The organism is Carboxylicivirga sp. M1479, assembly GCF_007097485.1.
Taxonomy (GTDB): domain Bacteria; phylum Bacteroidota; class Bacteroidia; order Bacteroidales; family Marinilabiliaceae; genus Carboxylicivirga.
The window spans coordinates 1-21088 of the sequence record NZ_VKDE01000030.1; the positions used below are offsets into that span (position 1 = coordinate 1).

General features: G+C 37.4%; 15 protein-coding genes and 2 tRNA genes. 8 read left to right on the forward strand and 9 right to left on the reverse strand.

The window, feature by feature from the left end; translation table 11 throughout:
• The first annotated feature begins 192 nt into the window (after positions 1-192).
• Positions 193-735, forward strand: a complete 543-nt coding sequence (locus tag FNN09_RS16310) for a hypothetical protein (RefSeq protein ID WP_143303502.1) — start codon at positions 193-195, stop codon at positions 733-735.
• 259 nt (positions 736-994) lie between these two features.
• Here FNN09_RS16310 and FNN09_RS16315 read toward each other — a convergent pair whose 3' ends face one another.
• Positions 995-2107, reverse strand: a complete 1113-nt coding sequence (locus FNN09_RS16315; RefSeq protein WP_143303504.1) for an IS91 family transposase — start codon at positions 2105-2107, stop codon at positions 995-997.
• Positions 2104-2970: a tyrosine-type recombinase/integrase gene (locus FNN09_RS16320; protein ID WP_221932521.1), complete on the reverse strand. Its 867-nt coding sequence runs from the start codon at positions 2968-2970 to the stop codon at positions 2104-2106. The genes FNN09_RS16315 and FNN09_RS16320 overlap by 4 nt, the downstream gene beginning before the upstream one ends.
• A 378-nt stretch (positions 2971-3348) precedes the next feature.
• Between FNN09_RS16320 and FNN09_RS16325 the strand changes: the two genes are divergently transcribed.
• The gene (locus FNN09_RS16325; RefSeq protein WP_255434150.1) at positions 3349-4350 is read left to right on the forward strand and encodes a transposase; all 1002 of its coding nucleotides are present in this window, start codon (positions 3349-3351) and stop codon (positions 4348-4350) included.
• 270 nt (positions 4351-4620) lie between these two features.
• Positions 4621-5154 carry a hypothetical protein gene (locus FNN09_RS16330; protein WP_143303508.1) on the forward strand — a complete coding sequence of 178 codons (534 nt, stop codon included), beginning with the start codon at positions 4621-4623 and terminating at the stop codon, positions 5152-5154.
• Between the two features lie 422 nt (positions 5155-5576).
• On the opposite strand, the gene FNN09_RS16335 is transcribed toward FNN09_RS16330, so the two are convergent.
• The 4 genes from FNN09_RS16335 to FNN09_RS16350 all read right to left on the reverse strand — a co-directional run bounded on the left by FNN09_RS16335 (position 5577) and on the right by FNN09_RS16350 (position 7711).
• Positions 5577-5659: transfer RNA gene (locus FNN09_RS16335), tRNA-Leu, on the reverse strand.
• A 17-nt stretch (positions 5660-5676) separates the two neighbouring features.
• A tRNA-Gly gene (locus FNN09_RS16340) sits at positions 5677-5749 on the reverse strand.
• A gap of 125 nt (positions 5750-5874) precedes the next feature.
• Positions 5875-6924 (reverse strand): hypothetical protein, encoded by a 1050-nt coding sequence (locus FNN09_RS16345; protein ID WP_143303510.1) that lies wholly within the window; start codon positions 6922-6924, stop codon positions 5875-5877.
• Positions 6925-6937: 13 nt separating this feature from the next.
• Positions 6938-7711 (reverse strand): polyphosphate polymerase domain-containing protein, encoded by a 774-nt coding sequence (locus FNN09_RS16350; protein WP_143303513.1) that lies wholly within the window; start codon positions 7709-7711, stop codon positions 6938-6940.
• A gap of 524 nt (positions 7712-8235) precedes the next feature.
• Here FNN09_RS16350 and FNN09_RS16355 point away from each other — a divergent pair.
• The gene (locus FNN09_RS16355) at positions 8236-9675 is read left to right on the forward strand and encodes a family 16 glycosylhydrolase (protein WP_143303514.1); all 1440 of its coding nucleotides are present in this window, start codon (positions 8236-8238) and stop codon (positions 9673-9675) included.
• 80 nt (positions 9676-9755) lie between these two features.
• Here FNN09_RS16355 and FNN09_RS16360 read toward each other — a convergent pair whose 3' ends face one another.
• Entirely contained in the window at positions 9756-10889 is a 1134-nt protein-coding gene (locus tag FNN09_RS16360) for a carboxypeptidase-like regulatory domain-containing protein (RefSeq protein WP_143303516.1), read from the reverse strand.
• A gap of 374 nt (positions 10890-11263) precedes the next feature.
• On the opposite strand from FNN09_RS16360, the gene FNN09_RS16365 reads away from it, so the two are divergent.
• Positions 11264-11983, forward strand: a complete 720-nt coding sequence (locus tag FNN09_RS16365) for a hypothetical protein (protein ID WP_143303518.1) — start codon at positions 11264-11266, stop codon at positions 11981-11983.
• Between the two features lie 88 nt (positions 11984-12071).
• Here the strand turns inward: FNN09_RS16365 and FNN09_RS16370 are convergent, their stop codons facing one another.
• Positions 12072-13850, reverse strand: a complete 1779-nt coding sequence (locus FNN09_RS16370; RefSeq protein WP_143303520.1) for an SLC13 family permease — start codon at positions 13848-13850, stop codon at positions 12072-12074.
• Between the two features lie 122 nt (positions 13851-13972).
• Here FNN09_RS16370 and FNN09_RS16375 point away from each other — a divergent pair, with 122 nt between their 5' ends.
• On the forward strand, positions 13973-15817 hold the full coding sequence (locus tag FNN09_RS16375; RefSeq protein ID WP_185969040.1) for a U32 family peptidase: 1845 nt from the start codon (positions 13973-13975) through the stop codon (positions 15815-15817).
• A gap of 186 nt (positions 15818-16003) precedes the next feature.
• Here the strand turns inward: FNN09_RS16375 and FNN09_RS16380 are convergent, their stop codons facing one another.
• A complete protein-coding gene (locus tag FNN09_RS16380; protein ID WP_143303524.1) occupies positions 16004-18037 on the reverse strand; it encodes a TonB-dependent receptor in 2034 nt (677 codons plus the stop codon).
• Positions 18038-18227: 190 nt separating this feature from the next.
• Between FNN09_RS16380 and FNN09_RS16385 the strand changes: the two genes are divergently transcribed.
• Together FNN09_RS16385 and FNN09_RS16390 are read left to right on the forward strand one after the other, a co-directional pair.
• Positions 18228-19298 carry a DUF4097 family beta strand repeat-containing protein gene (locus FNN09_RS16385; protein ID WP_143303525.1) on the forward strand — a complete coding sequence of 357 codons (1071 nt, stop codon included), beginning with the start codon at positions 18228-18230 and terminating at the stop codon, positions 19296-19298.
• Positions 19299-19306: 8 nt separating this feature from the next.
• A complete protein-coding gene (locus FNN09_RS16390; protein WP_143303527.1) occupies positions 19307-21085 on the forward strand; it encodes an aminopeptidase P family protein in 1779 nt (592 codons plus the stop codon).
• The last annotated feature ends 3 nt before the right edge of the window (positions 21086-21088 follow it).

The window sequence follows — 21088 nt, forward strand, 5'->3', positions numbered from 1 at the left end:
ATCATTGGCAAGTTGGATTAACTTGTTAAATTTGGTATCGATTGTATAACAAGAGCCGTGTGATGGGAGACTATCAAGCACGGTTCTGTGAGAGGCTTAGGGTGAAATTCCCTTTGCCTACTCGACTAGCCAAACGTTGTGCCCTATATGGTATTCTGTATCAGAAAATATTTCTATTAATCGAATAATAAAATGTATAGAAATTTCAATAATCATCAAATGAGAGGTCATAGAAGCAGGAAAGCCAAATTTACCCTGTATGATAAGATTAGTATGACCGTATATTTACTTTTGACTGGTTTTATAACTTATAAGGCAATTTTTGATTCATGCAATGACACAACCTCAGCCTGGCTGATTGGATATTCGGTAGGAACACCACTGTTTCTTTATTTAGCAAATTATCATTCTCTAAGAAATATACGCGTTTATCTAATTTGGTTAGGTTTCTCCATCTATCACTTAGTATTGTACTTGAGATTAATTGAAATTGATTGTTTAATATTGCCTCGTGGTAATGCTGCAAGTGGATTAAGATTTACAATTCTATACTTGGTATTATGGCAAGTTTTGCGACTAGTTCATCTCAAATTGACAAATATTGAATTAGTAGCACCATCTCGCGGAGGTAGTTTTGATTTCTTTGATAACCGAAGAATAAATATTCTAGACTATTTAGCATTTGCGATTTATATGGGACTTTTTATAATTCTAAATGTTTTCGGAGTAAAATAAAAATACAGGGCACAATAACTAAGCGTTCTGGCTGGTTGAAAACCAGAGTCTGAACGCGGTGTTGCCGACAACCGGGTAGGAATCACTATCTATGGGGGTTGATGTAAGTAGAGTGAGTTTTCAGCAGTTCTTCAAGTGGTTGTTTTCATCGTATCTTGGTTATTAAAAAGTCTTCATCAACACCTTTCAATCACCCTTTCATGTTAAGTCAACTCAAAATTTTAGGATAAGGCCATAGCTTCCCAATCGCCTTCCGACGTTAGATTTGTGTGAGGTAAGCCAATAAATCAAGCGGTGGTGGCCCACGTGCGTCAAAGGTAATGAGTGTCACCAGTTGCCCCTTGCTGCAGGTATAACAAACACGGTGTTTTAAAGGCGGTCGTTCTTTAATGGTCGCTTTACCAATTTGTTGCTCCACTAACTCGCGCACTTTTTGTTTTAGTGACGAGGCCAGTATGCCGTAATGGCGGATGCGCACAAAGCCCTTGGGCAGTATATGCAAACTCAGACGTCGGATAAATTCCTGATGCGATAAGCTTATAACATGTTTTTGCCCACCTTTTCGGTAATCTTTAGCGGTGAAGCTCATCGAATTCAAATCAACAGTGCGAATCCGGTGATTACTGATGGCTACCTTATGGGTATAACGCCCCATGTATTCAATCACCTGTTGGGGTCCGGCAAAAGGCTGTTTGCAATACACGACCCAAGGCGTTTGAACCAGTTTCCTGGCCAAAGATTGCTGCAAGTGCGTTTCTTTCCGCAGAGCCGCCATCATACGTGCCCTGAACACCTTACTCATGGCTTTAACTGGAAAAAGGTATTTACCGTTTCTCTGTACCTGTTTCCATTTGCCAGCAGTTGTGATGCCACCACCGGGAACGATACAATGTAGATGAGGATGTAATGAAAGATTCTGGCCCCAAGTATGCAGAATGGCTACCATGCCTGTTCTGGCACCTAAAAACTTGTGATTGGCAGCAAACGATTGGATAATGCTATTGGCGGTTTGAAACAACAAAGCATACAGCATCTCAGGTTTACACAATGCCAGCCCGTTCAATTGCTGCGGCAGAGTAAACACCACATGGAAGTACGGAGTATTCAATAAGTCGGCTTCGCGTTTACGTATCCATTCCTCCCGTTTGTGCCCCTGGCATTTGGGGCAGTGACGATTACGGCACGAGTTATAACTCATGTGTAAAGCCTGACAATTAGGGTTGTCACAACGGTCGACATGACCACCCAACCTGGCAGTACGACAAGCAGCCAGAGCATACAAAGTACGTGCCTGCCAACTGTTGGCACACAGTTGTTCTATCTGGTCAAGGTGGCGATTTAATACATCGGCCACTTCAAAGTGCGGCTTCATGACTTGGGCTTTTTGTACATCTTATCCAGTGGTGAAAAGCCACGGAACTTGTCCAGCTGCGCCACATGCAGGTATACCATGGTGGTCTTGATATCCACATGCCCCAAGAGGTCTTTCAGCGTCATGATGTCGAGCCCCATCTCCAAGAGGTGCGTGGCATACGAATGACGCAAAACATGCGAGGGCACTCGTTTTTGAATACCTGCCTTTTTAGTTGCTTCACGAATGGCCCATTGCACACCTGTGGCTGAAAAGGCTTGCAATTGACCATTATCGCCTCGGCCATTAAAGAGCCACCGATAGGGCTTTTCGTATTGCAGATATTGTCGCAAACCACGGATAAGAACCCAACCCAGGGGCACATAGCGGTCTTTACGCCCTTTCCCTTCACGGATGTGCAGCATGCCACGCTCCAGATCAACATCGCTGACCAACAAATTGAGCAGCTCAAAACGACGCAGACCACAACCGTAAATAAGAGCAATAAGCATACAGTGCTTTAATAAAGTAGCTGCTTTAAGCAGGCGTTTAACTTCGCCCTGGCTGAGCACGACTGGAAGTTGCTTGGGAAACTTCATTTTGGGCAGAAACACCTGCTTGGATGGCACGCTCAGTATCTTGTATGCTAAGCGCAGGCCATAAACAGTGTGTTTAAAGTAAGAAGACGAAGGCGTGCGACTGTTCGTTTTTAGTTGCTGCAGGTAATCCAGCACTTGTTCTTCATCCAGTTCAGTGGGGCAGCATTTAAAATGCAAGGCCATGGTCGAGAGGCAGCGCCCATAATTGTGCAGGGTGCTTACACTTTTACCTGTCAGTTCCGTGTGGCGCTTCAGTTTAAGGTAAAGTACCTTAAACCCGGGCACTGAAGAACAGGCTTCATCGATTCTTGTAAAGCTTTTTTTTCATAATAAGCTATTATAAGGCTAATTGAACTTGCCAGTCAACCGACTTTAGCTACCTTTAGGTTTAGTGCAACACCCCGCAATAAAGCCCTTAGGTTTGCATAGCCATGGTTAATACTATTGATTTTGTAGTTTAGTAGTAGTTAACCAGTCATCAGGAGTAAACTAGGCATAGAGCAAGGAGTACGAACCTACCTTATGAATTAGACTTCTGTTGACATGGCTTAAGATACCAGATAGAATTATAGGTAAAACCTAATAAGGGTGTTAGTACAGAAAGCCATTGGTTAATCCATAAAACAATGGATCAACAGTATGAAAAAGAGTGTAGTTATTTGAATTGATTTCTCAAAGTTAACCTTGGATGTAACTTTTTTTAAGGTTGAACAACCAGATGTAAAACATTACCAACAGTTTGATAATACAGAAGAAGGCTGTAAGCAGATTGTTAAATGGGTTAAAGAAATTTGTTGTGATTGTAAAAAGTGGTTGATATGTGGAGAATACACAGGTTTGTATTCGATGACTGCAGCAATGGCATTTAACTCAAAAGGAATAGATTTATGGCTTGAAAATCCACAGCAGATAAAACTCTCAAGTGGCATAAAAAGAGAAAAGAATGATAAGGTGGATTCGAATCAAATAGCTATGTATGCTCTTCGTTTTATGGATCGAGCTAAGCTGTACAAGCCAAATGGTGATGTATTGCTAAAAGTTAGAGAGTTAGTGCGATATAAAGATCGACTAACAAAGGTCAGAACACAGATCGTTGTACCCAGTCATGAACTTAAGCAGGTAAGGAAGGAATGGAAAGAGGCTACATTCATCTATAATCAGAGCGGAGAGGTTATGAAGTTGCTTGAGAAGCAAATCAAGGATGTAGAACGTAAGATGTTGGCGTTACTAGCAACGGATCCAGAACTGAAGCGACTCTACAAATTAGTTAACTCTGTAGTTGGTATTGGTATGCAGACAGCCATATATCTACTGATTCATACTTGGGGATTTACAGCGTTTGATAACCCTCGTCAATTAGCATGTTATTGCGGGGTAGCACCATTTTCGAAGCAATCAAGGACCAGTCTTAATGGAAAAAACCAGGTCAGCCAAATTGCCAATAAGAAACTAAAGTCACTGCTGCATATGTGTGCGCTAAATGCAGTTAATTTTGATCCTTTTATGAAGGCTTATTATGAACGGAAAATGGAAGAAGGCAAGCACAAGATGAATGTACTTAATAACGTTAAAAATAAATTAATATACAGAATATGTGCTGTTGTATCCTCCGGTCAAGAGTATGATAGAAGCTACTCCTTTCATGAGGTTTATAACGCAGCATAATTTCTTTAAATTTAAACCTTAAATTCTTGGATTAACCATAGAATTCATATGGAGCCCAGCTAATTTTGGCTGGTTTGTTGCTTCGACTATCAACGCCAAATCGCTGATTTGGCTTTAGAAATGAAAAGTTAAAAACATATACAACGCTTTGGCTCCGCTCTTTTTGGAAAGTTAGTAAGGTTAATTCGCCTTACGCACCATGCGGCTGGCCGTTAGCCGCAAACAAACCGCACAACATAAATAATATTAAACACTAGACTATCAATCAGCGTGACTGAATCGAAGAACAATATTGAAACAAACGTGATAAAACGTGACCATAATTCATTTTTAGAAAGAATGGTTATTCGCATGACTCCTATTTGGATTGTTTTATCTGTCGAGATTTTTATGTGGCGTGAACTTAATGACAAAACACCGCTATTAATCATTAACGCACTTTTGATAATACTTTATGTTCTTCCTCTGATTATTAAGGAAAAATATTATTTGAATAAGGTTGAAGTTTATAATGAAAATGTGATTTTCAGTGGAACAATATTCTTTAAGTCTCGAGTTATTAGCGTTGATAAAAATAGACTTGAAATAAAAAAGAAGTTTTCTATTCAACGTGGTCGGGAAAGCTATAAACTATTAATCTATCAGAATAATAAGTTGATTTTTAAAGTTTATTCATTGACGAGGAGTGAAGGCAGATTTAGAAAAGAAGTTTATGAAACTATTAGAAAGTATTTAGTAAACAAAGGTATTCCAGTAGTTAACGCACAAATCAACATAAGTACTGTGGCTAACAATGGTTTATAAAGCAAAAGTGAGCCGGCTCATTTTGGTCCGTTCGTAGCTTCAGCGACCACCGCCAAATCGTTGATTTGGTTTTTTGAAAAGTAAAAGATAAAAAACAAAACCAACGCTTTGGCTACTTAGCATTTTGGAAGGTAAATTTGGTAACAAATCACTTTCACTTCATAGCCGTGACCGTTAGCGACCATAAAAAAAACAATATGCCATATAGACTTAAGCATTCTGAACTCTTGCACCCCCATTACATACAGATATTCAACACCTTAACACATCCAGCGACCTATTTTTCAGAAAAAACCAATAGGTCACATATTGGTCTTATTTTTGTGCTATTTAGATGCTTTTTAATGGCTTTTGGAAGAAATCAAAAAGCGCCTAAAATATTCATTTTAAGCGCTTTTAATCAATTTTGAAGTTCTATTTCGTGCCCAAGGCGGGACTTGAACCCGCACGTCCGTAGGACACACGGCCCTCAACCGTGCCTGTCTACCAATTTCAGCACTTGGGCGTATTATTGAAATTGTGAGCGAAAAACGGGACTCGAACCCGCGACCCCGACCTTGGCAAGGTCGTGCTCTACCAACTGAGCTATTTTCGCAATTGCTTGGCAAAAATATAAAAAATAGGCTTGTTTACACAGAAAAAGCTAGCTTTTTGAGCATAAAATCACTCAATAAAACAAACTCCTAAGCAATAGTATTTTACAAAAGGGGAAACTACGAATTACTTCTTGGCTTCAGCAATAAAGGCTCTTCTTGCAGCCTGTTTGTTATTAATCGTTTCGTAAAACGAATCTACAATGGCCAAGCATTCTTGCTTTTTATCCAAATCAAGGTAATCAAAATTAAGTATTGTATTCACCAAGGCCTTTCGTTTGGCTGTATAATTGTCGATTGCTTTCTCCAAAACATCCATTGGCACTTTCTTACCTTTATAACGATTTTCTAAAAGCTCACGTCCCATATAAACTTTCATATAGCAGGCATCAACAAATTCTGACATATCAAAATCATACGGAACAGCAACTGGAGGCGAATGTCGGTCACTTCGAAGTAGCGTTACATTATGTAATTTTGGAACAGACCAATCGGTATTACCAATCATGTAGTTGAAAAGAGCCAGCTGAATAATATTATCTTGAATTAACTGATCTTGAGTTAAGTTAGCCATCTCTACTTCTTCCAGCCCGGTTCTGCGAGACATTTGATCTACAGACTCAATGAAAAAGCCATATTTAACAATTTCATCGTCATATTGCGTATCCACATACTTCATCTTAACCATCCTAACACGCAAACTATTATCACTTAAGGAATTGTACATTTTATAGGTCAAATATTCGCGCAATACGGCCTGCTGCATAAGTAAACTGGTATCACGACAATGAGTCACTAACTTAAGCTTATCTTGGCCTTCAAAAACAGTATTTATTACATGAGAAGTTTTGAACTTAAATCGCAAAGGAGGAAAATCACAATTCTCGTTTTTCAGCCGAAAATTACCACGCGTCTTAACTTTTGATTTAACTACAACATTACCCCCATCCTCTTGCAAGGTTATAGTTGCTTGATGATATTCATTCGTTGCTCTGTCCCTATCTGACCTCAAGGCTGTGAAGTCAGCCTCAACAGTCATCTCAATAATAGATTCCTGATCAAAAAAACGCTCAGCACTTTGTGCGATTCTTTCCCTGGTTGCTAAGTCTAAATCCTTATTATTAGCATTGGCTAAACTAAGCAACAACAAACACACAAATAATAATGATATCTTCATCCTATCAATAAATTTACACCACCATTGCCAGTTCTTCCTGAGCAATAAGATTTTCAACTTTACGTAAACGTGGTTTGAAACGATTGTATTTTACGCTATTGTTTAATGCTACCGTACCTAAACAATACTTACTAATGGAAAGAGGTAAAACACCTTGTTTTTTTAGGCTTCTAGCAAATGTCGAATACACATCTTCTTTATCTCGTTTAATCTCAACAATTAAACAATTACCTAAGGAGTAACGATTCTGATCTTCATTTTCAAAACGAATATCCATATCGATGGTAATACGCTCGCAAGCCTTTTTGTTAACCAAGGTAATTCTATTAAAAACAGTCGTTAATTTGGGTTCAAGGTCCTCAGCTCTATATGGAGTACAATCATGCACTAAGCTTTCTAACCCTTTTGATATTGGATAAGTAAAGTTTTTAACACTAAGGCGCTGCTTTACTGTTCGGTTTTTAACTTTCTCCTTAACTTCAATAAACTTATCCCCAGTTTCTTCATATTGTCGGTAACGCACTTTATAACGATGATTTTTACCGTTATGATGCTCTTTATACATCGACAAATCGTCAGTATCAAAATATATGGTATTGTATGAAAGGCATCTTTTTTGATTTACCTCCAATACCTCGTAATCGTTAATGTGCTCAGATAAAACTTTAACAAATACAGCCGGAGATACAATATACTTAGTATCCACTCGATTCAACAGCTTAACACCATTCATCTGATCTAGAGATGTGGAATCAAAAAAGCTAACCAACTGTAGTAAATCGTTCATAATTCAAATGATTTTTTAATCTTATCAAAAACTCTTTGTCGTTAAAAATCGCTGCAAAAGACTTGTTTTTGTGGTTAACGATATATGACACTTATCAGCTTTTGTGTTGTGAACCTATAAATTAACACTTCAAACATGACTTACATCAACTACACAAACGCAACTACTTGACTACCACACCACTTGACATACTTACAATTCTCATACAAACAAGTGTAAAAAATGTTAATAATCGTAAATAAGCAATCTTTTGTGGCTTAAAAACTTTCAATTTGCAACCTATACACATGCACCCGTTAGTGCAGTACGATAATCTTAAGCTCAACAACTAAACCAAAAAACACAAACAATTAATAAAGTGAGACTTAAGCAAAAAGCAACTAAAACCGAAACGTTCATAAACGAACAGAACTGACCCCAAAGGCGTACACAAATAATATTGTGGAAAAAATTAATGCTTAAGATTAAACTTTATCTTCAAGTTCTCGTATATAAATCCTAATAACGCCCAAAACTGTTTTTTAATGGCACTATTTTCATCAAGCAAATACCCGAGCACAGATAAATATGAGGCTCAACAACAACAATTAATTTCTGACTTTGAACGTTTCAGCAACTATAAAAATGCAGACGAGCTGCATCGCATTAACGAATTAAAGGAGCTTATTAATTCAAATGATTTTACTTCAAAGGTTGAAAAACTTAAGAAAGACCGATTTAAGAATACAAGTGAATTCAAAAAAGAATCTGATTACTTATCAAAAAAGAAATCAGCCAAGTTTAAGACCTATTTTAAGTATTTAAAGGCAGGTTTGCCTGAAAGAGTAAAGCAAATAGCATCTTCGGATAAACTTACTGAACTTACTGAACTAATTGAGTATGTTGCTAGTGATGAATTTGCAACAACTAGACAAGAAAAAGGCTTTAAGAAAACCGATGCGTATAAAAAACTACAGCAATTTAAACGCTTAAAGAAAGATTCGGATATTAAATTCTATAATAAACAGATCAAATCTCCGCGCTATAACAACTATATTAAATTACACGACTCTGACGAACTCAATAGCTATCTTGAACTTGAGAAAGAGGTCACTTCAGAAGCCTTTTTAAAGTTCAAAAGCTACATGAATGATAAAAAGAAGTATCATAAATCAGAAGAGTTTGGCAATATTCAAGAATACAATAAGCTATTAAAATCGTCGGATTATTTATGGTTTATTAAAACAGATAAATCAAATCAATTTGATGAACTGAATAACTGGACCCTTTGTTTTGATGACAGTTTTGATACTGCACAATTAAACAAAAACAAATGGATAACAGGTTATTATTGGGGTAAAGCACTCTTGAACAAGACCTATGTATTGGAAAACGAAAAACAGTTTTTTATAGATGACAATATTGAACTTAATGGAAGTGGCATCCAACTAAATACTAAGGCCACCAAAACCAAAGGTCTTGTATGGGATTCACAACGTGGGTTTATGCCCAAAGATTTTGACTACTCATCTGCTATTATTAGCAGCGGTCAGAGTCACAGACAACGATATGGTAAATTTGAAGCTAAGATAAAGGTTGAACATTGCCACCCGGTATCTCATGCATTTTGGATGGTTGGCGAAAAAGTTTCACCTCAAATAGATATCTTCAGGTTTGGTGATAAAAAAGCCAATAAGTTGAATGTTGGCATACAAACTTTGAATGGACAAAAAGCGATTAAGAATACTAAGACTGTAAAAGGAGCCAAGTTTAATAACGACTACTTCATTTACTCCTTAGAATGGACAAAAGAGAAATTGTGTTGGTTTATCAATGGTGTAAAGGTACACGAACAGACTTCTAACATACCAAACACCCCAATGTATTTAGTCTTTAGCTCCCACATAACTCAGGAAATTAATGATTTAAAAACAGCTGCTAACATGAAAATTAAATGGGTCAGGTGCTATAACAAAACGAATTAAAATACATCTATCAACAACCGAAAGAGGGGGATTCTGCAATTGCAAAATCCTCCTCTTTTATTTTTTAATATTCTCTTGAACTATTCAGGTAATGAAAACCTACTCCAGAAATCTTTATTAATCGTTTTATCAGTATAAAACTGCTTATTCTTAATTCCTGAATCTGCCGAATATTCATATACAATCCATTGAGCCTCCAACGAACTATTCTCGCTCCTGCCCTCATAACTAATTTTGCCAACTGCGTACTTGTCATTTTTGGTTTTACGATAATCGACAGTTACTTTACATGCATGCATCTCTCCAGAATTTGATTCGGTATATGCACCACGACCACCAAAACCAAACTGATCTGTTGTATATTCCAACACACTTCTAACCACAGAATAATCTTTTTGACGAATAACAATTACACCCTTGTATTCTCCAGTACTGGCATTGCCCGTTTTGGCTAAATCGACTTTCTCTAGCTCATACCCAATTACCCAAGCAGAATCACCATCAACTACCACTTCCTCTTGCAAATTTAGCTTGTAGTCATCAACAAAGTCAACATCTAACACATTACCACGCTGACGAACCAAGTCAAATGACAACAACTCATTAGCAAACAAAACGCCACTTTTGATTGGTCCAGCTTCAAAATTACGTCTCACTTCTTCTACCTCATAATTACGATTTTCATAAGCCAATGCTAAAGAACGATTACCATAACCTTGTCTATCAGAGTAACGAAGAACAGCTTCTGTTTTTTCATCGCCAAGCTCTTGAGTATAATAAACACTTGCTCCATAAGCTGTTTCGTATGAATCCTCAATAATATTCGATGCAGTTTTTAAAATACCATACAGACGCTTTGAATCCGCTTTAACATCAATTTGTTGTATCCCATATGTTTGTGCGAAAAGCTTAATTGACTCACCATTTAAAACATTGAGTTCGTCAACCGTAAACTCTTTAACCTGATAACCAACAGCAGAAATTTGAACTTTATAATTTACAAAGCTCTCTCCAACTGTTAATTCATAAAAACCATCAAAATCGGTGGCGGTTCCCATATAGGTTCCTACAACACCAATATTAGCAAACTCTACAGGCTTATTTGTTTCTGCATCAACAACCCGTCCATTAATCGCAATATTTTGAGACATTACTATAGTACTAATAAACAAGCTCAAGGTCAGCAAGCTTATTTTTATTGAATTAATTCGCATATTTTTATATTTAAGTCAGTTTACATTAAAATAATTGATGAAGATAGTATTTTTCTCTCTCCCGCCTTCACTTACAACAATCGTGACAAAAAATGATATTTCGTAAAAAAACTTTCAGAGAAAAAATATTTACACCTAATATACTAGCAATTAAACTCGGATTAAAAAAAGAACAAAAAACCTCACTAACAACTAATTATCAAGAAAATAAGCCATCACAGCACCTCAACAAAACAATACACTTCATAAAATTAAAATTCTTTTATTTCATCTCATTTGAATGATTGGCACAAAACATGCATAGAGAGGACGTTAATTATTTGATCTATATTTATGGTCTCATAACAATGTATAATCAACTTAAAACATAAAATATGACTAGAATACTCATAGTTTTTACAGCACTTCTACTCTCAATGAGTAGTTGTTTGGTATCGAAAAAGAAATACGATGCCTTATTACTTGAAAACAGTGAATTAGAGCAAAATCTAAGTGATCAAACAGCTACCAGCAATAAACTACAGGCAGATCTGGAAAAAGCCGTTAATGAATACGAAGCCATGCAAGGCGATTTTGGCAAAAGTAATGCTTTGAAAACGGATGAAATTAGCGACCTGATGATAATGGTTACGCAGCTTAAGGATGAAAGCGAACAACTAAATTCCAAGTTGAACGAAACGGTAACACAAATAAAAGCCAAAGAAGCAGCTTCGTACATGGCGGATGAAGAATTAAGGCAGACGATAAAATCAATGGAGAGTTTAAAACGTGATACCGCCAGCATTAATTACTCCTTGGAACTGGCTAAAAAACGCAACCAAATGCTTCAGGGCGAACTACGTCAATCACAAGAAAAAGCAAGTGCTAGTGGTATTAAAAGGGTCGAAATTCAGAAGCAGCTTGACGAACAGTCGACACAACTTAAAGAAATGGAAAGACAATTGGTAAAAAGCCAGCAAAACATGTCTGAAGTTTCCACGGCATTTATAGCACTCAGAAAAGAACTGCTAAAAGCCAATACGAATAAAAAGCCGCTCGATCCAAACAAGAGTAAAGAAGTTAATAAGGTGGCTAAATTGCTAGGACATTACTAAAACCAAAATAAAAACACGCATCAACGCCGGGAGCTTCGAACGCTTTCGGCGTTTTTTTTGCTCATCATGCCATTAAACCCATGTTTGATTAAAAATACATCAAACTTAACACAGTAATGGTAACTACCATATATATGACAGTTAGCGGAAAGCCTATTTTGAAAAAATCTTTGAAATTATATCCTCCAGGGCCATACACCATTAAATTAGTTTGATAACCAATAGGCGTAATAAAGTTAGCAGCAGCCGCAAAAGAAACTACTAAAACAAAAGGCATAGGATCTAAACCTAAGTTACTGGCTGCGGTTATAGAAATCGGAAACATTATAGCAACCGAAGCTTTATTGGTTATATAGGCTGCTAATACACTTGTTATTAAGTAGATACCTACCAGAAGAGAAACACGTCCAAACGGCAAAAACACACGTATAACAGTGTTTGCGATCATATCGGCCACTCCGGTTTTTATCATTGCTGTACCTAGTGCCAACGAAAGTGCAATAATCACCCCTAAATTATAATCAATACTTTTGGGCAAGTCTTTAGCCGAAACCACCTTCAGGATATTAATCATCGCCAAAACAATTAAAAGACCCAAAAACAAAGGCACCAGTTTTACGGCTGCCAAAAATATAGCCAAAAGAGTTCCTCCAAATAAAGCCCAAATCTTGTACTTTTCGGGTTTGCGCAACTCTTTTACTCGTGAAATCACATAAAAGTCAATTTCGTTTTCAATGTGACTCGTGAAATTATCTCCAGCAAGCAACAACAATACATCACCAGCTTTTAGTTTAACATCATCAATACCCCCCTTTATTCTCTCCCCATTTCGATGAATAGCAAGCAAAGCTGAATCGTAATTCCCTCTGAAATAAATGTCTTTAACCTGCTTTGTAATCAAGGAGCTATTGTGCGATATAACGATTTCAACTATTTGCGAACGTTTCAATTTCGACATCATACCAACTGATGGCACCGTTAAATCGCTATTGTCTGATAACAACCTGGCAATATTGGTATGATCGCCTGCAAAGCGCAGTACATCACTTTCTTGCAATATAAAATTTCCCTCTCGTATCTGAAATATTTCTTTCCCTCGACATATTTCCACAACGAGCAGACCATACTTACCCTTAAAATCAACCTCTTTAATAACTTTTCCAATAAGCCCTGAATTACTGCGTATTTCTGCTTCAACCAAGTACTTACGCTCCGTATCATTAAAATCCTCTATTGCTGATGTTCTATTTGGTAATAATCTAAAACTAAAAAAATACAGGTATAAGAAACCAATTACCAACATTGGCAGTCCTACCCAGATGAAATCAAACATTTCAAGCGGAGCCATATTCGGTATAATATCTTGGTCAATCACCATACCACTAACAATAAGGTTAGTAGAAGTACCTATTAAAGTGACACATCCTCCTAAAATAGCTGCGTAAGAAAGCGGGATAAGTAATTTTGATGATGAAATATTATTACGACGACTCCACTGATGCACATAAGGCATCATAACTGCCACCAAAGGAGTATTATTTAAAAAAGCAGAGAATCCACCAACCCAAACCATCATTCGGGCCAAAAAACCTTTATAAGTTGATGAAACTGGAAAAATACGCGCAAAAAATATTTCTATTACAGACGTTTGCCGGATGGCATCACCCAATAACAGCAACATAATAATAACAGCAATTTGCTCATTTGCAAAACCTTCTAATATTTCGGCAGGTGTTAATATTTTAAAAACACCCAATACCAATACCGCAATAAAGAATGTAAAAGCTGCACCCATCCATTCGCGATACAAGGATACAAGGATAAAGGTAATGACAACAAAAACAACTACTACGTCGATATATGGCATGTATTAAGGGTCAAATAAATGTACTATTTTTGCAACAAACTAAAGTCTGACGCATTCTAACAAAAGTAAAAATTTATACTTAAATAACGAATTGCTTCAACAATTTGAATCAAGCAAACATGATGGACAGCGATAAAAATAGAACGATAGAACTACTTTCTCCGGCCAAAAACATAGAGTGTGGCCTTGCTGCCATTAACCATGGTGCCGATGCCGTATACATTGGCGGACCAGGCTTTGGTGCACGAAAAAGTGCAGGCAATTCAATTGAAGACATTAAAGCCTTAATTAGCTATGCTCATTTATATGGAGTTAAGATTTACGTTACTATAAACACCTTGCTATTTGATCAGGAAATAAATGCCGCCAATGAACTCATACATCAACTTCATAAAATTGGAGCAGATGCTGTGATTATTCAAGATATGGGATTACTTGAGACAGAACTCCCTCCCATTCCCATTCACGCCAGCACGCAAACCGACAACAGGAGCATTGAGAAAGTACAGTTTTTAGAAGACGTTGGTTTTGACCAAGTGGTTTTGGCCCGAGAACTATCAACATCTGAGATTAAAAGCATTAAACAAGCCACTTCGGTTCCCCTTGAATATTTCATACACGGCGCCTTGTGTGTTTGTTACAGCGGACAGTGTTACATGAGTGCATCCATTAATAAAAGAAGTGCCAACCGAGGCGAATGTGCTCAACCATGTCGTTTAAAATACAGTCTAAAAAATAAAAAAGGACAAGTTTTGTACAAGGATAAACACCTTCTATCCTTGCACGATTTAAACTTATCGGAACACATAGAGCAGCTAATTGACGCAGGTGTTTCATCGTTTAAAATCGAAGGCCGATTAAAAGATAAAGACTACGTAGCAAATATTACGGCACATTATCGTCAATTATTGGACACTTACATCCAGAAAAAAAGCAAGCTAAAAAAAGCATCATCTGGGTTCGTTGCTTCCAGCTTTGAACCCCAAGCAGATAAAAGCTTTAACAGAGGTTTTACCAACTACTTTGTTAACGGTCGGGAAAAAGGCATTTGGTCGATTGACACGCCCAAAGCCTTGGGGGAAAAAATTGGTAAAATTAAGCAAATAGGAAAAAATAGTTTCACACTTGATTCCGCTATCTCGATGAATAACGGCGACGGCATCTGCTTTTTCACAAAAAAGAAAGAGCTAACTGGTCTTAAAATCAACCAGGTGGAAGGCAATAATATTTTCCCCAATCAAATAACAGGTTTGAAGGAAGGCATGACTTTATACCGAAACTTCAACCGAATATTTAATCAACAAGTAAATAACAACACGAGTAAGCGAAAGATTAATGTCGACATTGTTTTTGAAGAATTAAACGACAATACTTTCTCTTTATCAATGCTTGACGATGATCAGATCAAGAGCACCATTGAGGCTCAAACTTTAACACCTGATATTGCCAACAATCCAGAAAGAGCACTTTCGCAAATTCAAACACAACTTGCGAAACTAGGAAATACAGCCTTTGCTCCTGCCAATGTTCACATTAATCTAAAACAAAATTGGTTTTTTCAGGCCAAAGAACTGAACGCCTTACGCCGCCAATTAATTGACAAACACGAAGTAGCGCGAAGAGAGTATTTCAAAGCTAAAGAAAGGGCATTCTCTAAAAGTGAGGTTCCTTTTCCGCAAGAAGAGTTGAACTATACAGCCAATATTATTAATAGCAAAGCGCAAGCTTTTTACAAGCGACATGGAGTAAATAACAGCACTTGGGGGTTTGAAAAAATAGAACATATTAAAGGAGCCGAACTGATGCGAACCAAGCACTGTTTGCTATACATGAATGATCAATGCTTAAAGGAACACCCGGAAGCAAGACAGCAACTACCGCTAACTTTGTACAACAACAAGGATAGCTACGAATTAAGCTTTGATTGCAAAAACTGTGAAATGATTGTAAAGAAAGCGCCTAAGTAAGGAATTATAATACAACACTTTGCTTTATAGACAAATTGCATAAAAAGTTGATCGATATTAAGGCGCACTAATTACAAATTCATCCACTTCTTTTGTTAACGTGTCATGCAAATGCAATTATTTAGTGTACTAAAAAACCCATTTGACATACTTGCCAAATGGGTTTCTCAATTTAATTTTGTTTGATTACAAATTCAGATTTAATTGCACGCCTGCTTTTACCCATAAACCAGGTTGTTGCAGATTTCCCAAATCGTAATACGTTTCATCAAATACATTGTTGGCATCTATAAATATTTTATACTTAACATCCGACCACTGAAAACGAAGATCTGTTAACCAAAAAGGTGCAAAATCAGTCAACTCACCAGATGGGTAAGCCACATAATCACCTTCTCTATCCTGATACAAGGTGTTGATGGTTAAGCCCAACTTACTAACCAACCGAAGATCAATACCAATATTAGCCTTATGCTTTAGGTAATCCAATACGTATACTGATTCATAGTTATCAGGAACGTTTTTATCTTGATCTATGTAGGCATAACCAACTTCAATGCTTTTGATTGGTGTTCGGCCTATCAACTCATCCATATTAATTCTTCCTTGGGCTTGAAAACCCCATGATTCCATAGATGAAAGGTTTCGGGTTTGATATTTTTCTTCTCCTGCCAAACGCCCCCAGTCTATTAAATTATCTGCCTCGCGATAATAAACACTCGTTTGACCATTGAACCATGAATTAATAACTTTTAATCCACCTTCGTATGTTAAAGCCTCCTCTGGAAGCAAGTCCGGGTTCCCAATATTTGTTGGTCCCGCATAAAATAAATCGGTAAAAGTTGGCATACGCAAGGTTTTATTAACACTGGCAAACACCTTAATTTTATCGCTAACCCAATAACTTACATCAACACCTGGAAAGAAATCAACACCAAGGCCTAAGTCTGAATTCCAATTCATTAACACACCTGCTGACACTGAAAACTTTTGATAGGTATACACGTGCTCCAAAAAGGTAGATGTATTTGTTCGTTGATACGATCGGGTAAACTGAGCATCTTCACCAGGCACATCAATTGGTGTATCCATATCGTAACCAAGTACATTACTCCACACATTCTCACTTCGTACTTCTCCACCCAAAGATGTTTTACCAAGTACCCAGGGTATAACTACATTTAAATTTCCTCCATACACATCGGTAAGATGATAATTATGTGTTGTATACCAACTGGCAGGATTATCTCTAAATAGCTCAAAGCGATCTTGATGACGACGCCAATATAATGCCGGATTGACCTTTACCTTAGCGCCTGTAGAAAGCTTTAGAGCAGCAAATGTTGTTTTGTTTTGCTCAAACTGATTGGGATATTTAGGCGTATAAAATGAATTAGCTCCAAAAGCTTTATCGTTATGCCCAATTTGTAAGTCTAGTTTGTCCTGGCCAAAATCGAATTGCCCCTGGTAGAAAATGCTGTGATTTTTGAAGTCGGTATTATCAATATACCCATCACTTGAGGCGATATTTGCAGCTACATAATTTTTGAGCTTGCCTGTTTTAACTGTTGCATTGGCCGATGCATTGTACAAGCCATGTTGTCCTCCCAAAACATTAACAGTTAAGTTATCCTGCGTTTTGGTTCCTGTTACAAAATTAATGGCCCCACTAAAGGCACCAGGTCCGTATACCCTTGCTCCAGGGCCTTCCAGTATCTCAACACGCTCAATACTTTGTATATCCACTGGCAAGTTTAAACTCAAATGACCTGTTTGCGGATCAGTTACATTAATGCCATTAAAAAGAATCATTACCTGATCAAATGAACCTCCTCGAATGCTAACATCAGCTTGAATGCCCAATGGACCACGTTGACGCACATCCACATTCATGGCATATTTTAACAAATCCTGCACACTATAAACAGGTAGCGCTTCAATTTCCTTTCGCGGAATAACATGCAGGACACGCCCCACTTCGGAATACACCGAGCTTGTGCGGCGCGCAGATACTTCGACCTCTTCAAGATTTATTTTTTTATTAATTGAAGCAGTATCTGTTTGTGCCAATGTTTGCTGATAACCAAACACAGATAAATAAATGGCTGCCAAAGTACCTATTTTCACAATTTTATGCATGCTACTAAATACAGCATAACTCTTTCCATTCCAATGCTTAAAACAAAGCTTGTTAAGCTCTAAAAAATTCTGTTTTTTCATGACTTATTTTTAAATTAAAATTCGTCGCAAAGTTATAAGAATATTAAGCTCGTTAGTACTTATGCAGTCCTTTTAAAACAATCTTTTTGAAGATTTTTAATGCATGCCTATTTTGTGTAATTTAGCCTCTACATTTTATAAATGGCCTTGAGCACCAAAACGCTTAAAATTTGTTTAACAACACCTTGATATGAGACAACTTATCACTCTTTTATGCTTAATATCCCTACCTCTTGTTTATACGACAAAAGCACAGAACTATGCTTTTAATAAGAGTGAAGAGGCAAAGGATGAAATAAAAAATGGTGAGCCCATTGAAAAAAATTACGATGCTGCCCCTATAAACGAACTTGTTATCAACAACGAGCACGGCTACATTACTGTTTCTCCTTGGGACCAAGAGTCCATCAATATTAGAGCGGTTGTTCACATCGAAACAACTAATGAAGAAGAAGCCAAAGAAATACTGGAATTTCTGTCTTTTGAAGAAAAACGCTTCTCGCACAAGCTACAGTTTAGCACTGTATTTGACGAGCACTTTTTTTCAAATTACACTTTTACAGTTAACTACGACATTAAGGTGCCTTCACGTCTAAATATTTCTGTAAACAACACCATAGGTGATGTAAAAATTAATGATATCAAGGGTATAATCAATCTCAAACACAGTTACGGAAACTTAGACATCAGCAACATTGGCATGGATAAAGAGCATACTTTTGAATTATCGTTTATTGAAGGTGTGATTAACACATTAGGAAGCGCCAAGGCCAAACTTTCGAATTGTACACTTAACATCAATAACGCTACTTCTATTAAGGGCCAAACGAGCTATTGCATGGCCAGCATCGTCAATACCCAATCGCTTAACATTAATACATTTACCGACAGGTTAATTATTAGTAATACCGATAGCCTAACCCTTAAAGGGGAGCAATTTATTGGTAAGGTAGAACAGTTAAAAAACTATTTGTTTTGCGAACTTAAAAAAGGCAAACTAACAGTTGATACACAGGAAAGCTTAAGCGAATTAACCATATCTAACAAACGAGTAGAAACGAGTATTACAGTACCTCCATCCTTATCATACATTATTAATGGAGAGGTTACTAATGGTAGCTTTACTCATCCGTCGCCACAAATGCTACAAGTGTTTAAAGAGAATGATAATGTAACCTTTTCGGGAAAAGTTGGTAATGAAATAAATGCTGCCAACCTGATACTTTTTAATAAAGACGCATCCATTACAATAAAAAATTAAAATTATATATGTCAACCTCTGATCGATTATTTAAGCTGCGAAGCCACATGGCAACGCTCGGAGTAGATGCCTGCATCATCACATCGGCTGATCCTCATTTAAGCGAGTATCCTGCTGACCATTGGAAATTCAGGGAGTGGATGTCGGGTTTTAACGGCTCGGCAGGCACCTTAGTGATTACCAATGAAGAGGCTGGCCTATGGGTCGATTCACGCTATTACCTTCAGGCTGATCAGCAATTGCAAGATTCTGGCATTACCGTTTTTAAAATGGGTAAACCTGATGTACCCGATTACCAATCGTGGTTAACAAGTGTTTTACCATCAGGTAGTGTTGTAGGGGTTAATGGAAAAACCATGACGGTTGATGAGTTACGACAAGTAGCAAAAACACTAAAGAAAGCAGATATAAGACTTGACTCAAAGCTTTTTCTTGAAGATGATATTTGGGAAGGTCGTCCCATCATTCCTGAAGATGGTATTTTTGAACTTGATACTGACTATTCAGGTCTTACGCGCGAAGCTAAAATAAACATAGTGCGCGATAGGATGAAGCAATACAACGCCACTCATTATGTGATAACCACGCTTGATGAAGTAGCCTGGATACTGAACTTCAGAGGCACAGATGTAGAGTTTAACCCTGTATTTCATGCTTATGTAATCGTATCAAATAACCAGGTTAGCCTTTTCATCGACCCACATAAACTAACTTCTACTATTGGTAAACAATTGGCCAAGGAAGATGTACGTATTTTTACTTATAACGAGTTCTACAACTTTATAAATGACATGCCACCGTTGGCAAAGGTTTTAATTGATACAGCGCGCACCAATAGTACTGTATTTAGTGGTTTACCACAGCAATGCACACGTATAGAGAAAACTAGCATTGTTACCATGTTAAAGGCGCAAAAAAATACGGTTGAGGTCGAAAACATTAAAAAAGCTCTTGTTAAAGATGGTGTTGCCATGGTTAAGTTTCTATACTGGCTTGACAATTCAATTGGCAAAGAAGAGTTAACCGAATACACAGTTGCCCAAAAGCTAGGTTCCATAAGAGCCGAACAAGAACATTTTCATGGTAATTCATTCAATACCATAAGTGGTTATGCTGGTAACGGAGCCATTGTTCACTATGCTGTACAAGAGGAAACAGCTGCCAAGCTACAGGCGAAAGGTTTATACTTGATTGATTCGGGAGGTCAGTATACCGAGGGCACCACAGATATTACACGAACAATTGCTCTGGGGCCTTTGAGCGGCGAAGAAAAAACAGACTACACTCTGGTATTGAAAGGCCACATTGGCTTAGATCGAGCTGTTTTTCCGACTGGAACAAGAGGAGTTCACCTTGACATATTAGCGCGTCAGGCTATGTGGAAACAAGGAATTAATTATGGACACGGAACAGGACATGGCATTGGTCACTTCCTTTGCGTTCATGAAGGTCCGCAAAGCATACGCCCACAAGATAATGGTGTTGAGATTAAGGAAGGAATGGTATCGTCGAACGAACCGGGCATTTATAAGGCAGGAAAACACGGCGTTAGAATTGAAAACTTGATTTTAACGGTAAAAGATCAACAAACTGAATTTGGCGATTTCTTAAAGTTCGAAACGGTCACACTTTGTCCTATTGATAAGCGACCTATTGATAAGTCACTCTTGGATGAAAGTGAAATTGAATGGTTAAATACTTATCATGAGAACGTTAACACACAATTGTCACCCTATTTAAATGATGAAGAAAAAGCGTGGTTGAAAGTAAATACAGAGGCAATTTAAATC

Coding starts and splice junctions, on each gene's coding strand:
- FNN09_RS16310 (WP_143303502.1), top strand. CDS start 193: ATGTATAGAAATTTCAATAATCATCAAATGAGAGGTCATAGAAGCAGG.
- FNN09_RS16315 (WP_143303504.1), bottom strand. CDS start 2,107: ATGAAGCCGCACTTTGAAGTGGCCGATGTATTAAATCGCCACCTTGAC.
- FNN09_RS16345 (WP_143303510.1), bottom strand. CDS start 6,924: ATGAAGATATCATTATTATTTGTGTGTTTGTTGTTGCTTAGTTTAGCC.
- FNN09_RS16350 (WP_143303513.1), bottom strand. CDS start 7,711: ATGAACGATTTACTACAGTTGGTTAGCTTTTTTGATTCCACATCTCTA.
- FNN09_RS16355 (WP_143303514.1), top strand. CDS start 8,236: ATGGCACTATTTTCATCAAGCAAATACCCGAGCACAGATAAATATGAG.
- FNN09_RS16360 (WP_143303516.1), bottom strand. CDS start 10,889: ATGCGAATTAATTCAATAAAAATAAGCTTGCTGACCTTGAGCTTGTTT.
- FNN09_RS16365 (WP_143303518.1), top strand. CDS start 11,264: ATGACTAGAATACTCATAGTTTTTACAGCACTTCTACTCTCAATGAGT.
- FNN09_RS16370 (WP_143303520.1), bottom strand. CDS start 13,850: ATGCCATATATCGACGTAGTAGTTGTTTTTGTTGTCATTACCTTTATC.
- FNN09_RS16375 (WP_185969040.1), top strand. CDS start 13,973: ATGGACAGCGATAAAAATAGAACGATAGAACTACTTTCTCCGGCCAAA.
- FNN09_RS16380 (WP_143303524.1), bottom strand. CDS start 18,037: ATGAAAAAACAGAATTTTTTAGAGCTTAACAAGCTTTGTTTTAAGCAT.
- FNN09_RS16385 (WP_143303525.1), top strand. CDS start 18,228: ATGAGACAACTTATCACTCTTTTATGCTTAATATCCCTACCTCTTGTT.
- FNN09_RS16390 (WP_143303527.1), top strand. CDS start 19,307: ATGTCAACCTCTGATCGATTATTTAAGCTGCGAAGCCACATGGCAACG.